Annotated in this window: 15 protein-coding genes; 11 read left to right on the top strand and 4 right to left on the bottom strand. The window is 66.1% G+C overall.

The window, feature by feature from the left end; all coding sequences use genetic code 11:
• Together ASD42_RS26030 and ASD42_RS26035 are read right to left on the bottom strand one after the other, a co-directional pair.
• The gene (locus ASD42_RS26030) at positions 1-1,323 is read right to left on the bottom strand and encodes a phthiocerol/phthiodiolone dimycocerosyl transferase family protein (protein WP_056821344.1); all 1,323 of its coding nucleotides are present in this window, start codon (positions 1,321-1,323) and stop codon (positions 1-3) included.
• A gap of 102 nt (positions 1,324-1,425) precedes the next feature.
• A complete protein-coding gene (locus ASD42_RS26035) occupies positions 1,426-2,826 on the bottom strand; it encodes a glycine--tRNA ligase (protein WP_174551939.1) in 1,401 nt (466 codons plus the stop codon).
• 189 nt (positions 2,827-3,015) lie between these two features.
• Between ASD42_RS26035 and ASD42_RS26040 the strand changes: the two genes are divergently transcribed.
• The 9 genes from ASD42_RS26040 (at position 3,016) to ASD42_RS26080 (ending at position 9,715) form a co-directional block, all read left to right on the top strand.
• Positions 3,016-3,366: an ArsR/SmtB family transcription factor gene (locus tag ASD42_RS26040; protein WP_056821345.1), complete on the top strand. Its 351-nt coding sequence runs from the start codon at positions 3,016-3,018 to the stop codon at positions 3,364-3,366.
• The gene (locus ASD42_RS26045; RefSeq protein ID WP_056821346.1) at positions 3,350-3,820 is read left to right on the top strand and encodes a Fur family transcriptional regulator; all 471 of its coding nucleotides are present in this window, start codon (positions 3,350-3,352) and stop codon (positions 3,818-3,820) included. Before ASD42_RS26040 ends, ASD42_RS26045 begins: the two co-directional genes overlap by 17 nt.
• A 106-nt stretch (positions 3,821-3,926) precedes the next feature.
• Positions 3,927-4,220, top strand: coding sequence for a type VII secretion target (locus tag ASD42_RS26050; protein WP_235569828.1), 294 nt, complete (start codon positions 3,927-3,929; stop codon positions 4,218-4,220).
• The gene (locus ASD42_RS26055; protein ID WP_056821347.1) at positions 4,220-6,079 is read left to right on the top strand and encodes an alpha/beta hydrolase; all 1,860 of its coding nucleotides are present in this window, start codon (positions 4,220-4,222) and stop codon (positions 6,077-6,079) included. Before ASD42_RS26050 ends, ASD42_RS26055 begins: the two co-directional genes overlap by 1 nt.
• Before the next feature lie 5 nt (positions 6,080-6,084).
• The gene (locus ASD42_RS26060) at positions 6,085-6,582 is read left to right on the top strand and encodes a hypothetical protein (protein WP_156677596.1); all 498 of its coding nucleotides are present in this window, start codon (positions 6,085-6,087) and stop codon (positions 6,580-6,582) included.
• Positions 6,583-6,638: 56 nt separating this feature from the next.
• The gene (locus ASD42_RS26065) at positions 6,639-7,253 is read left to right on the top strand and encodes a DUF3558 domain-containing protein (RefSeq protein ID WP_056821350.1); all 615 of its coding nucleotides are present in this window, start codon (positions 6,639-6,641) and stop codon (positions 7,251-7,253) included.
• A gap of 47 nt (positions 7,254-7,300) precedes the next feature.
• Positions 7,301-7,645: a hypothetical protein gene (locus ASD42_RS26070; protein WP_235569829.1), complete on the top strand. Its 345-nt coding sequence runs from the start codon at positions 7,301-7,303 to the stop codon at positions 7,643-7,645.
• Positions 7,642-8,958, top strand: coding sequence for a hypothetical protein (locus tag ASD42_RS26075; RefSeq protein WP_056821353.1), 1,317 nt, complete (start codon positions 7,642-7,644; stop codon positions 8,956-8,958). Before ASD42_RS26070 ends, ASD42_RS26075 begins: the two co-directional genes overlap by 4 nt.
• Positions 8,945-9,715: an ESX secretion-associated protein EspG gene (locus tag ASD42_RS26080; RefSeq protein WP_056821355.1), complete on the top strand. Its 771-nt coding sequence runs from the start codon at positions 8,945-8,947 to the stop codon at positions 9,713-9,715. Before ASD42_RS26075 ends, ASD42_RS26080 begins: the two co-directional genes overlap by 14 nt.
• An 84-nt stretch (positions 9,716-9,799) precedes the next feature.
• On the opposite strand, the gene ASD42_RS26085 is transcribed toward ASD42_RS26080, so the two are convergent.
• A complete protein-coding gene (locus ASD42_RS26085) occupies positions 9,800-10,903 on the bottom strand; it encodes a DUF1152 domain-containing protein (RefSeq protein WP_200950519.1) in 1,104 nt (367 codons plus the stop codon).
• A 36-nt stretch (positions 10,904-10,939) separates the two neighbouring features.
• Positions 10,940-11,914 (bottom strand): hypothetical protein, encoded by a 975-nt coding sequence (locus tag ASD42_RS26090; protein ID WP_056821359.1) that lies wholly within the window; start codon positions 11,912-11,914, stop codon positions 10,940-10,942.
• 103 nt (positions 11,915-12,017) lie between these two features.
• Here ASD42_RS26090 and ASD42_RS26095 point away from each other — a divergent pair, with 103 nt between their 5' ends.
• Together ASD42_RS26095 and ASD42_RS26100 are read left to right on the top strand one after the other, a co-directional pair.
• Positions 12,018-12,626 (top strand): TetR/AcrR family transcriptional regulator, encoded by a 609-nt coding sequence (locus ASD42_RS26095; RefSeq protein ID WP_056821360.1) that lies wholly within the window; start codon positions 12,018-12,020, stop codon positions 12,624-12,626.
• Between the two features lie 109 nt (positions 12,627-12,735).
• Positions 12,736-13,488, top strand: a complete 753-nt coding sequence (locus tag ASD42_RS26100; RefSeq protein WP_307592861.1) for an LGFP repeat-containing protein — start codon at positions 12,736-12,738, stop codon at positions 13,486-13,488.

Genomic DNA, 13,488 nt, shown 5'->3' on the forward strand with positions numbered 1-13,488 from the left:
TCACGCGGTGGCGGCTTCCTGACCGGCAGACGACCAGGACAGCTCTGAGGCCACGGCATCCAGCAGTTCGGAGGCGAGCGCGCCGCCGCCCAAACGGCCGATGGTCAGCCTGCCGAGATAGGTGTAGACGAGGAAGGTGACGGCCGCGGACGCCCCCGTCGACGGGCGGGGGTGTGCGGAGAGGTAGACGATCTCGTAGTCGTCGAGGATCACCCCGGCGGGGGCGCGGAACGTGGGCACCGTTCCGGTGTTGGTGAGGGCGATGTGGCCTGCGGTGGAGTGGATCCGGTGGGATCCGAAGAAATCGGGGAAGTGCAGGACGGACTGTTCGATCACGCCCTCGGCCAGGTCGTCGTGCAGGCTCGTGCCGATCCGGCGAGCGAGGACGACGAGGTCCTCGGTGTCGGCGGCATCAGCGCGGAACGCGGCAAGGCCGGACAGGTTGGTACCCGCTACCGCCTCGACCGGCGGGTCGAGGCGCCTGCGCAGATCGACCGGATACACGCACGAGATGCTGTCCGCACCGGAGAGATCGGCATAGGCCCGCAACACCGCCGCGGTGACCAACCCGTTCACGCTCACCGCGTGCGCACGAGCCAGATCGAGCACCCGCGCGGTCGCGACGGTGTCCAGCTGAATCCGCGCCGGCCGCGCCAGCGAGGCCGGCGCCGCTTCCGACCGCTCGGCCCCGCTCACCGAGTCAGCGGCGACGAGCGGACGCGTCACCGGCTCGAGCCCCGACCGCCGCGCACGCCGGATATCACGCTGTGCCAGCAACGCCTCGAGCGACACCGGATACTCCCCTGTCACGCCGCCGGTCGCCGAGTCCGCTTGAACCGCGATCTTCCCGGTCTCCACGTAGTCGGTGTAATAGCCCCACAACCGCGCGAACAGTTCCACACAGTGCCCCGCGTCGGCCACGCTGTGGTGCACGAACAACGTGACCCGTGCCCGATCCTCCTCGGCGAGAACAACATCCAGATAGGCCAGCTGATCGCCGGGGTCCATGGACTCGGCCGGAACCCTGACCTCGTCGGGATCGCCGAAACTCACCCAGGCCCCGACGGCCTCGATATCCCCGGGACGCATCAGGATTCCGTTCTCGTCGGCATCCTCGACGATCCGGCACACCAAAATCGGGAACCTCCGCTGCAGCGCCGCGAAGGCCGCGCCGAGCCCGGCCGCGTCCAGTTCCCCGAGCACCGTGACCGACCTTCCGGTGAAGGTGGCGTGCCGCACGAATCGTTGTTCCGACGGGTCGAGCACCCGCACCACGTCTTCCGGTTCCCACAGCACAACGAAGATCGTGAGGCAAGCACGCATCCAACGCAAACCGTCAGCTACGTGGTGTGATCAACCGCCCACACCGCAGGCGTGAAAGAGCCCGCACCGAGTTGCCGGTGCGGGCTCTTTCGACCTGAAGAATCAGGCGCCGATCAGACGGGCTGCCAGGTAGGACTCGACCTTGTCCAGGGCGATGCGCTCCTGGGCCATCGAGTCGCGCTCGCGGATCGTCACCGCCTGGTCGTCGATGGTGTCGAAGTCGACGGTGATGCAGAACGGCGTACCGATCTCGTCCTGACGACGGTAGCGGCGGCCGATGGCGCCCGCGTCGTCGAAGTCGACGTTCCAGTTGCGACGCAGCTGGGCGGCGAGATCCTTGGCCTTCGGAGTCAGATCGGCGTTGCGCGAGAGCGGCAGCACCGCGGCCTTGACCGGCGCGAGGCGCGGATCGAGGCGCAGGCTGATCCGCTCTTCGGTGGTGCCCTTCGCGGTCGGCACCTGATCGACGGTGTAGGCGTCGACCAGGAAGGCCATCAGCGAACGGGTCAAACCGGCCGCGGGCTCGATGACGTAGGGCGTGTAGCGGTCACCGCTGGCCTGGTCGCGGTAGCTCAGGTCGACGTTGGAGTGCTCCGAGTGCGTCTTGAGGTCGTAGTCGGTGCGGTTGGCGATGCCCTCGAGCTCGCCCCATTCGCTGCCCTGGAAGCGGAAGCGGTACTCGATGTCGGTGGTGCCGGCCGAGTAATGCGACAGCTTTTCCTTCGGGTGCTCGAACAGGCGCAGGTTCTCCGGATCGATGCCGAGGTCGGTGTACCAGGCCAGGCGGGTCTCGATCCAGTACTTGTGCCACTCCACGTCCTCGCCGGGCTTGACGAAGAACTCCATCTCCATCTGCTCGAACTCACGCGTGCGGAAGATGAAGTTGCCCGGCGTGATCTCGTTGCGGAAGCTCTTGCCGATCTGGGCGATGCCGAACGGCGGCTTCTTGCGCGCGGTCTCCTGCACGTTCTTGAAGTTGACGAAGATGCCCTGTGCCGTCTCCGGACGCAGATAATGCATGCCCTCTTCGTCGTCGACCGGGCCGAGGAAGGTCTTGAGCAGGCCGGAGAAGTTACGCGGCTCGGTCCACTTGCCGGGCTGGCCGGTGTCGGGATCGTTGATGTCGGCCAGGCCGTTGGCGGGCGGGTGGCCGTGCTTGGCCTCGTAGGCCTCGATGAGATGGTCGGCGCGGTAACGCTTGTGCGTGTGCAGCGACTCGACCAGCGGATCGGAGAAGGTGGCCACGTGGCCCGAGGCCTCCCAGACCTGGCGCGGCAGGATCACCGAGGAGTCGAGGCCGACGACATCGTCACGGCTGGTGACCATGGTCCGCCACCACTGCCGCTTGATGTTGTCCTTCAGTTCGACGCCGAGCGGACCGTAGTCCCACGCCGACTTGGTGCCTCCGTAGATCTCACCGCACGGGTAGACCAGACCCCGGCGCTTGGCGAGGTTGGCAACGGTGTCCACCTTCGACTTGGGTGCCACGCGAGATTTCTCCATCCACTGCGAGTCGGAATTGTTCGGCATGCCGTACCGGTGTTCGATGCGGCCTACCGTACGTAAGTGGGTCCAGCGTATCGGGACCCGTCCAGTGGGTTTGCAGCAGCCGAGGTGTCCGCGCGGCGCGTCATTTGACATGCGCAATTATGCATATCAAAATGGAATCTGTTTCCAATAAGGAGTTGGTTCATGACCACCGAGGCTGCGCCCGCGCACCCGCACAACCCGTACCACTCCCCCGCGCCCGCCGCCGTGCCGTCGCGCACGGTGCTCGAGGACGCGGGCGAGCTGCTGCGGGCACTGGCCGCGCCGGTACGCATCGCCATCGTGCTGCAGTTGCGTGAGTCGCCGCGATGCGTGCACGAGCTGGTCGACACACTCGGCGTCACCCAGCCACTGGTCAGCCAGCATCTGCGCATTCTCAAATCGGCGGGCGTCGTACACGGCGAACGCTCGGGTCGCGAGGTGCTCTACGAACTCGTCGACGACCATCTGGCCCATATCGTGGTCGATGCCGTCGCCCATGCCGAGGAAGGATAAACCGTTGGCAGACAACACCTCCGCGAAGCAGGTCGGGGTTCGCAGCACCCGTCAGCGCAGTGCCATCTCGGCCCTGCTCAGCGATACCGACGAGTTCCGCTCGGCACAGGAATTGCACGACGAGCTCCGTAAACGCGGCGAGGGCATCGGCCTGACCACCGTCTACCGCACCCTCCAGTCCCTCGCCGACGCGAACATGGTCGACGTGCTGCGCACCGACACCGGCGAATCCGTCTACCGCCAGTGCTCGAGCGGGCACCATCACCACCTGGTCTGCCGCCATTGCGGGCGCACCGTCGAGGTCGAGGGTCCGACGGTCGAGGCGTGGGCCGAGAAGATCGCGAGCGATCACGGGTTCACCGAGGTGAGCCACACACTCGAGATCTTCGGCACCTGCCGCGAGTGCGTGCACAGCCGGACCGACGCGGACGAGGACGCGCCCGCCTCGGTGTGACTCACCTCACATGATGGAACCTTCGCTTCGTGTGCCCCGTCCAACCTTCACGAAGGGACCGGCCCGCACGGGCGCGTAGTCCTTCGGCATCGAAGGAGGGGCCATCGTGAGTCCGACTTTGGGCGTCGAGCCCGATCAGTTGAAGACCATGGCGACGACCTGGCGTCGGGAGGCAGGCGAAGTCGATGCGCTGAGCTGGGCGGCTTCGGCCGAGGCGACCGGTGACGGCAGCGACGTACTCGCCGCGGTACGGGGGCTGTCCGACCCGGCTTCGCAGGCGATGGACTCGATCGCGACCCGGTACACAACGCTGGCCGACCTCGTCGACAAGTTCTCGGCCGACATCCAGGCCAGGGACGTCGAGACCGCGAGCGAGATCGGGAAGCTCGGTACCCGCTGATGCGGCCCACGATCCCCCAACTCGACACCTGGAATCTCGAGGGCCTGCACCGCGCGGCCGAAGCGGCCCGCGCCAATGCCGATGCCCTCTCGACCTCGGTCGACGACTGCTCACGCGCGGTCTCGGCGGCGGGTAGCTGGCACGGCCAGACCAAGGACGCGGCCTCGCGACGCATCGATGAGGAAGTCGATCACGGGTACGAGGTGCGCACCGTGCTGCTGCGGGTCGCCGACGATGCCGAAGATGCCTATCTGGGCCTCAAACACTCCAAAACCTATGTGCTGGACCAGAAGAACCTCGCGGTCGCGCAGGGTTTCGCGGTTGGCGCCGACGGGCGGGTGACTCATCCCGATCCGGGCAAGGAAGGCGACGCTGGGGTTTTCCAACTCAACCTGTTGAGTGGGTTGGACGAAATCGAGCGCCTGGACAATCTGTTCGGTGCGCGACTGCGCGAATCCGTCGGCGACCTCGGCGCGATGCGCGACGGTCAACCCGACATCACTCTCGCCGACGGGTCGGTCCAGGATCCGGATGCGGTGGCGATCCAGTTGGCAGCGATGTCGCCGGATGAACGGGCGACTTTCCTGGCCGGCTCGAGTCTCGAAGCGCAACGCCAACTGGTGATCGCGGCGCCGGAGAAGCTGGGCAACCTGAACGGGGTGCCGTTCGTGATGCGGATCGAAGCCAACGAGATCAACGTCCGCAACGCGCTGACGTCGGAGAAGGCGAAGCCGAACCGCGACGAATCCCGGATCAAGCAGTTGGAGGCGATGCTGGCGCCGGTCCCGAACCCCGAAGGTGCGGGCACTCTCGACACCATCGCCGCGTCGACCGGCGACAAGGCGACGGCGCAACTGGGCATGGTCGACCGCAAGTTCGTCATGTTCAGCACCGAGGGCAACGGTCGAATGATCGAGATGGTCGGTGAGATGAAGTCGGGTGCGCCCGGGGTCGGGGTATATGTGCCCGGCACCAGCACCAATCTCAACGGTTCGGGGTCGAATCACGTAGCCGCATGGAATCTCGCCGATCAGACGGGCGGCCCGATCTTCCTGTACATGGAGGGCGACTTCCCGCAGAGTCTGACCAGCCTTTCCGATGGTGCGCCCAGCCCGAAATTCGCGGCCGACATGGCGCCTCGGCTCGTCGACTTCGGCCGCGAGATCGACCGGGAGGTAGGGGCGACCGCACCTGGAACGCCGGTCTCCTACGTAGGACATTCCTACGGCGGCTCGATCGTCGGGTCAGCCGAGCAGTTGGGCCTTCGGGCCGACCGTGTACTGCACGCCTCGTCGGCGGGAACCGGCGTGTTCGACGGTGGTTGGAACAATCAGAACCCGGATGTCCAGCGCTATTCCATGACCGCGCCCGGCGATCTGATCGGCGTCGTGCAGTCCTACCCTGAAGGCGGGCTGACCATTCCCGGCGGGATTCATCTGCCCGGCAATCCTCACGCCTCGGACGTCCTCGGTGGCGATCCCGATGAAGTACCCGGCGTGATCCGCCTGGACACCGGCTATTACAGCGACGAATCGACCGACCACCGCAGCGAGGTCGTCTTCGGAAGCGACGGGCACGGCAACTACTGGGACGACCCAGGCTCGACAGCGTTCGAGAACATCGTCGGCGTCATCAATGGATCGGACGCGACAGCCTACGTCGAGCGTGGGATCGAAACACGATATGTCGACATCGGTTTGGGCGACAACGGCGACGGTGGCAAGGAAGGATTCGATGCCGCGAAGGCCGCCGCTGCCGCGGCCCTCGCGGATGCCTTCGGCAACCCGAACCTCAACCCGTACGCGAACCCTCGCGTCACCGACAACCCCCAACTCGGCGAGAAGATCGACATCACATGAGGATGATGGCCGCACTCGCGGTGCTTGCCACCGCGAGTCTGACCGGGTGCAGCGCCTTCATCAACGAAGGTCCGACCAACCAGAAGATCAAGGACACAACGGGGCTGACCGTCGCCGAAGCGGGTCCGATTGTCGAGCACAATCTCGAACTCGTCTGGCCGCAACAGGTTCGGATCCAACGCGCCCCGCTGCCCTATTCTGGCGTCGGCTGTCGAACCAACAACTCGATGATGTCGGAAGGGCCGCCGTGGCGGGTCCGCGTCACGATGGAGGAGGTGAACCCGCCCCAGGAGTTTGTCGACCGCGCGATGGCCAACCTCGAAGTGATGACCACACGGGGATTCACACTCGAACCGAGCCGGCGGCCGGACGACGACCCGGCGAATCGGTTCTACCGCGATTCACACGGCTACACCATCTCGTCGTCCCGCGACACCTCCGTTGGGCCGACAAAAGAAGTGCGGTTCTCGATGACCGCGACCTCACCTTGCGCGACGGAGTAGGACGGAACTGTCGTGATGAGCATCGCAGTGACTACGATCTCGGAGGCGGGGACGTCATGAACGAGCACCGGTTCTGTGGGAGGGACGAAGACATGGCAGTTCGAGGTGCGGTGGCGAGAACGTTCGGTGTTGTCGTGATGGCGGGGTTGGCTGTGACGGGGTGCGGGGATGGGAAGCAGGGGACGGCTGCTCCGCAGACGAGCGGTGTGAGTGTGGCGGCGAGTCCTACTTCCGTGGACACCGAGGCGAAGGTCTGGGATCCGTGCTCCTTGCCGGACTCGGCTGTTGCCGCGGTCGGGATGAACTTGGGAAGTAAGAAGAAAGATGTTGCTGGGGTGGACTTCACTGGGTGGAAGGTCTGCAGCTGGACGGATTCCGCCAAGAAGTACACCTTCTCTGTGATGTCGTCTGAGCACACGCTTGCCGAATCCAGGCAACGAACCAGCGAGTACACCGGATGGGTTGACCTGCAGGTCGGGTCCCACAATGCGCTCGAGTTCCGACCCATCGGCTCCGCGAACGACGTCGCTTGCTACATCAGTGTCGAAGTGCCAGCCGGGTCGGTCGATTTCAAGGTGCAGAACCGTGTCAGCGCCGAAGGGGCCAGCGAGCCTTGCGGCGAGGCCCGGCGACTGAGCGCTGCTCTGGTTCAGTACCTGCCCGCAGGCTGAGGGGACAGCTAATGGTTCGCGGCATAGACCCGACTCAATGGAGCCAGTTGAGAGGCCAGGCAGAGGCCGGTCAACTGTCACTCGATCCCGAGACCGGCAAAGGTTTGGATCGCGTGTGCGACGACCACCTGGACCGACTCGAGGAGGTCTACGAGATGGTCGAAAGTGTTCGGCGGGTCGGCGGGTTCGGCTCGTTCGACTCGAGCGAGATCCTCGAGAACAAGTTCTCACTCACCGCGGCCGGAGGTGATCGCGCGTTGGATACAGTGATCAGGCAGCACATCGAAGCGGTCAAAACCGCGAAAGAGGTTGTTGCCAAGGCGATTGCGAACTTCGTCGCCCAAGACGAAGCGACCGGCGCCGAGATCTCCGCGACGGGAGAACACCTGTGACCTACGAGGACTACAAGAGCAAGGTGATCGCCGCACAGGAGCAGTGGAATACCGAACGGGCCAAGATCTACGAGCGACAGGTCGCGGGCAACTACTCCACGATCTTCGACGGCGACATCCAACCGCCGCATATCACCACCCCTGACAACTACGACAGCATGACGCTCGAGCAGATGCAGGCGGCGGTAGCGGCGATGAAACCGCGACTCGTCGATGACGCCGTCACCGCGTGGGCGAATATCGGTGGTGCGCTGATGGGCACGTTCACCGGTTTCAACCAGCAGTTCGCGCGCACCGTCACCGGTGCCGACGGACACAGCGGGTGGACAGGCGCGGCGGCTTCCGCCGCTGTCGCCGCTGTGAACAACTATGCACAGCAATCGATTCCGCTGTCTCAGGCCGCGACCGCGATCAGTCTTAAACTCAGCGAGATGCGCACCGGAATCGAACAGACCCAAGCGTTGATGCCCGGCCTCACCGAGCGCACCAACGTCACCGGCAAGTCGCTGCCCGCCGACGGCGTGATGAAGGTCGACGACCACAATCGCGACGAGGCCACCCAGGAGGGCAGGCGGATCCTGCGCTCGGTGTACGGCCAGGTCGCCGGTCAAACCGACAACGGCGTCCCCTTCCTGCCCACAGCACCGACCATCGTCGGCGATGACGGCGGACCCGGCAGCAATGGCGACACGAACACCTTTGGTAACCAAGGCGATTCGAACACCGACGGCAGCAAAGCCGAAGACCCGGCAACGGAAACGCCCGGAGACGGCGCGACGTCCGAGGAATTCGGCACCGAACCATCTCCCACCACAACGTCTTCGACCGACCCCGGCTCGACCGCACCCCAAAGCACAACCACTACACCGCAATCCATCGCACCAACCACGACAGCGCCGACCGCCACAACGCCGACCAGCCCCGGCGTAGCGACGCCGGTCGTCGGCAGTCTCGGCGTCGGCGGCTCGGCCGTCGGCCGCCCTGGTGGCAGCAGCCAGGGCGGGAGCGGCTCTCCCCGGGGCAGCAGCGGAACCCCGACCAGCGCGTCCCCCGGCAAAGCAGTACCGGGCGGCCAGTCCCCCGCAGCGGCAGCGGCAGCTGGAACCCGCTCGGGCACAACTGGTCGCGGCGCGGCGGGTATGGGTGGCATGGGCGCCCCCGGCGCGAGGCGTGGCACCTCCGACGAGGACCGAACCAAAGACATCCCCGACTACCTGATCACCCAGGAAAACGGTGAGCTCCTGCTCGGCACGAACGAGATCAGGACCGTACCCCCCGTGCTCGGCGGAGACGGCGACAGTGCACCGAACTGAATTCACCGGAATCGAGTTCGAGATCCTGTGGTCCGGCTACGGGCGCGACCGCCTCCCCTACCCCCTCCAATACCGCAGCGACATAGCCGCATTCGACGAGCTGAAGCAGCACCGAGAAGCGGCCGTCGACACGCTGCTCCGCAAGTACGACCCCGCGGTGGAGCGCGCACTGTCCGTCCTGCTCGACCCCGAAGCCAGGGTCGAGTCCAAAGGCTATGTGGGCCAGGACAACGCGAACATCATCCGCTTCCACGGCGCGGTCCGCGGCACGGTCGGCGCCACCCTGCAACAGGCGCCGGGCACCACCGAGGACACCGGCGCCGACGTCACCCTCACCTACTGCACCCCCATCCAGGTAGCCGCCCTCACCGTCGCCGCACTCCCCCGCACGAAACCGGGTAAGAAGCCCCCGGTCGAGGTCCGCCGAGACCAACTGGCCGCCGAAGAAGACCACTTCGAATACCGAGCAGGCCGCCTCAGCTCCGTCGACCAACTCAACCGCATCTTCCACCGGCCCCGCCGAGCCTTCGGCGAAATCTCCGCACTCTCCGGCCCCGCCCTGGACTCCCGCCCCACCCCCGCCCGCACCTTCTGGTGGATGGACTACCCCGACGGCCGCTACTACGTGAAAACCGGCGACCCCATCGTCGCCGAACCCCTCCCCACCGACCGCATGATCGCCGGCGTCCACCGCATGCTCACCCGAGCCCAGCGCTACCACCAGGAATTCGGCACCGACGACTACCGCACCGGATAGTCGGGCAGCGTCCGGTGCAGCGAATGCGCGATTATTCGCTGCAAATTCTGCAGCGAATAGAGGCACTATCGCTGCCCGCTCGGCTCACACCGGGATGTTTCGCCACGGGCGCAGTGGTACCTCGCTCCGGAAGGCCTCTATGGCAGCGGCGACTTCGAACGGCGTGGCAGCGTGCTCGATATGGCTGCGGTACAGAACGCGCTGGGCGACAGCATCGAGATCGAATCCCCACACCATCGACATCAGCGGGTTGATGAACAGTTCAGCGCCGTCGGCGCGGGTGCGGGCGAGCGAATGATGGTTGCCGAACTCTCCGCAAGACGCATCGGTGATCGACGCGCACACAATGCTCTCGCGGCCAGGGGTGTGGCGCTGCGCCCAGGAGACGACGTCCAGCCAATCGTCCACGGCCGGGATCCCCGGCGTAAGCGCGAAAACACCGTGATAGGCACCAGCTTTGGCAAGGGCCGCCACGTTCTCCAAGAAGTGGGCGTGGCAGACACCGTGGAAGGTGTCGACACCGAATCCGACGCAGACAGCTAACTTGACCGGCAAGTCCAACGCCGAGGCGGCCAGCAAACTCGTGACATCTTCCACCGGGGTCCCGAGTCCCGCCTCGTCACCGGTCATCAGCAGATCGGTACCGCCATCGACGAGCACGATGCTGTCGAGGTCCAGCTCACGCGCCAGCCATTCGTAGGCTGCACGAACCGAGACGGTGCCACCCTTACGAATCATGAACACCGTGTCGGCGTGACCGTGGTCGGCAAGCCAAGTCGCAACATGCTTCTCCGGAAAATATTCCGATTGCCCCTCCGTATGGGCATCCACCGCGAACAGGTCCGGTGCGACCGAGCGTGCAGTGGTGCGCGTGGCGGCGGTGAACGTGAGATTCGCCAGGTACACGGTCTTGCCCCGCTCCCGCAGAGCGAAGGCGATAGGCAACCCACTGAGCAGGTCGAAGCCGCCACCAGCACCTACCACGAGGACACGCTCGGCGTCGGCGAGCCGAAACAGCACTGAGGTGTCCAGCAATGAAGGGGTGAGCATCCGTGTTCTCAGTTCTGTCGAACAACCATCTCCGCCTGTTCGGGCGAATACCGTATCGAACCATCCCCGCATACCGAGGCCACGAAGACTTGCGATATAGCGGTCGCGGTGACGAATCAACAGCGAAATGCTCCGCACGAAAGTCGTTCGTGCGGAGCATTTTCGCGGGCATGGTCAGGCGGGAACCGCCACCGGTTCAGGAGCTGCGGTAGGGGCGCTCGTCTGGCGGGAGCGCAAGGCGCCGACGCCGAGGAGGGCGACACCACCTGCTGCCCAGGCGAGTAGGACGGCGAGCGGGGCGATGGCACCCGCACCGTCGAAGTAGGCGACCGAGCGGAGGAGCGAGGCGGCGGCGCCAGGGGGGAGCACCTGGCCGATGGTGCCCCAGGGCTGGGGTAGGAGTTCGGGGGCGGAGGTGGCGGCGGAGAACGGGTTGCCGATCAACAGCATGGTGAGGGCGCCGATGCCGATGCCGGGGCGGCCGATGACAGCGGCCAGGCCGACGATGACGGCGGCGACGGAGAAGGAGGCGAGGCCCGCGATGGCTGCCAGTTCGAGGTAGGAGCCGGGCAGGATCGAGAGCCAGGTGTGGAAGATGAGGGTGCTCAGGAGCCCACCTGCGATGCCGAACGCGGCCAATCCGGCGAAGCGGGCGCCGAAGGCAGGGATCATCAGGGTGAGCAGAACCCCCGCGGCCATGCCGGACATGACGAGCGGTAGGACCATCGAGCCGAAACCGGCGCCGCGCTGGTCGTCGGGATCGATGGCGATCACGTCCTGAACGGGAGCGGTGGGAACACCGCTGAGCTGCTGGGCGACAGCGGTGAGCTGCTGGGCGACGGCCGGCGAGGCGGCGGAGGCGACCAGGACCTGCGGTGCGCCGTTGCCGGTGACGATGGCGCCGTAGATCTCGTTGTCGACCATCGCCTTTCGCGCCTGCTCCGCGTTGGCGACGGTGGTGATCTCGAAGGCATCGGGATCGCGCTGCTGCAGTTGCTGGGCGACCTGAGCGGAGGCGGGGCCCGCGACGGCGATCGGCAGATCGCGCGGGCTGATATTGACGGCGGGCCAGGCGAAGGCGATCAGCATCAGGGCCTGGATCGCGGTGGCCGCGAGGCCGAGAGCTACGGCTCGGCGGGTGATCGTCATGCGGTTTCTCCCGTTAAAGCGAATGTTCGTTCTTTTTGGTGTTTCTACCGTGACACCGCCCACCTCGCTTGTCAAGAACGGACATTCGTTTTACGTTTGTCCCATGCCCCGCGTCAGCGAAGAACACCTGGAACGCCGCAGACAGCAGATCCTCGACGCCGCGCAGCTGTGCTTCGCCCGCAAGGGCTTCCACGAGACCTCGATGCAGGACGTATTCGCCGAATCACAGATGTCGGCGGGTGCGGTCTATCGGTACTTCACCAGCAAGAACGAGATCATCGGCGCGCTCGTGAACCGGACGATGGGGCCGTTGCGCGAGCGGCTCGCCGAGATCATCCGCGGCGAGACCCTGCCTCCCCCGGCAGAAGTCATCCGCCTGCTCACCACCGAGATCGTCAAGCGGAGTGGACCCGACGGGCCGCTGCGGCTGGCCCCGCAGGCGTGGGCGCTGGCCCTGGTCTCGCCCGAGGCGGCCGTCCCGGTGCGCGGGGCCATCGCGGCGATGCGCGAGCTGTGGTTCGAGTACGCGGACCGGCTGTGCGAAACCGGCTGGCTGCCCCCAGGCACGGATTCCGACGTGATCGCCAAGACGATCATCGGCTTGCTGCCCGGGTTCATCCTGCAGCACCTGCTGCTCGGGGATGTCGAACCGGACGACTTCGCCCGCGGGCTCGCGATCATGCTGCCGGGACCACCGCATCCCCCCAGGTGAGCAACGCCACTGTTGCCACCGGCGCCCAACGGGTAGGTTCGGGTGCGGCACCGGAGGGGGTCCCGAGCGCCGGACATCGTTGAATATCGATCCGACCAGGGAGTTTCCTGTGACATTGCATCGTCGAACCCTTCGATCACGCGGCTTGGCCGCACTGGCGACAGTTACCGTCGCGGCCGCGCTGCCCGCGGCCATGGCAGGCACCGCGCAGGCCAGGATGATCGGCGGATTCGAGGTGGGCGGCGCGATCGAGGCCGAATACGACCAGGCGGGCGGACCTTCGCTGGGCGAGCCGACCTCCCCGGAAGCCGACGCGGCGGCCGGTGGCAAGTACCAGACCTTCGCCAACAACGCGGCCATCTACTGGCACCCCGACACCAACGCCAACACCGTCGCGGGCCAGATCCGCGACAAGTTCGCCGAGACGGGCAACGAGTCGGGCAAGCTCGGCTACCCGACCACCCGCGAGCAGAGCACCCCGGTCGGCGGCGGTCGCTACAACCACTTCCAGAAGGGCTCGATCTACTGGTCCGTCGGCACCGGCGCGCACCAGATCAGCGGCCCGATCCGCGACAAGTGGGCTGCGCTCGGTTGGGAGTCGAGCCCGCTGGGCTTCCCGCTCACAGACGTCTCCGCGGCGGGCAAGGGCGACGGCCAGTTCACCATGTTCCCGACCGGCGCCATCTACTGGACGGCGAAGACCGGCGCGCACGCGGTCTGGGGCAGCATCCAGGCCGACTGGATCCGCGCGGGCGGCGAAAACGGCCGCTACGGCTACCCCACCAGCGACGAATACGACTACCAGGGCGGCAAGGCCCAGGATTTCACGGGCGGCAAGATCACCTGGAAGCCCGAGCGCTGA

This window comes from Nocardia sp. Root136 (assembly GCF_001427185.1).
Taxonomy (GTDB): Bacteria; Actinomycetota; Actinomycetes; order Mycobacteriales; family Mycobacteriaceae; genus Nocardia; species Nocardia salmonicida.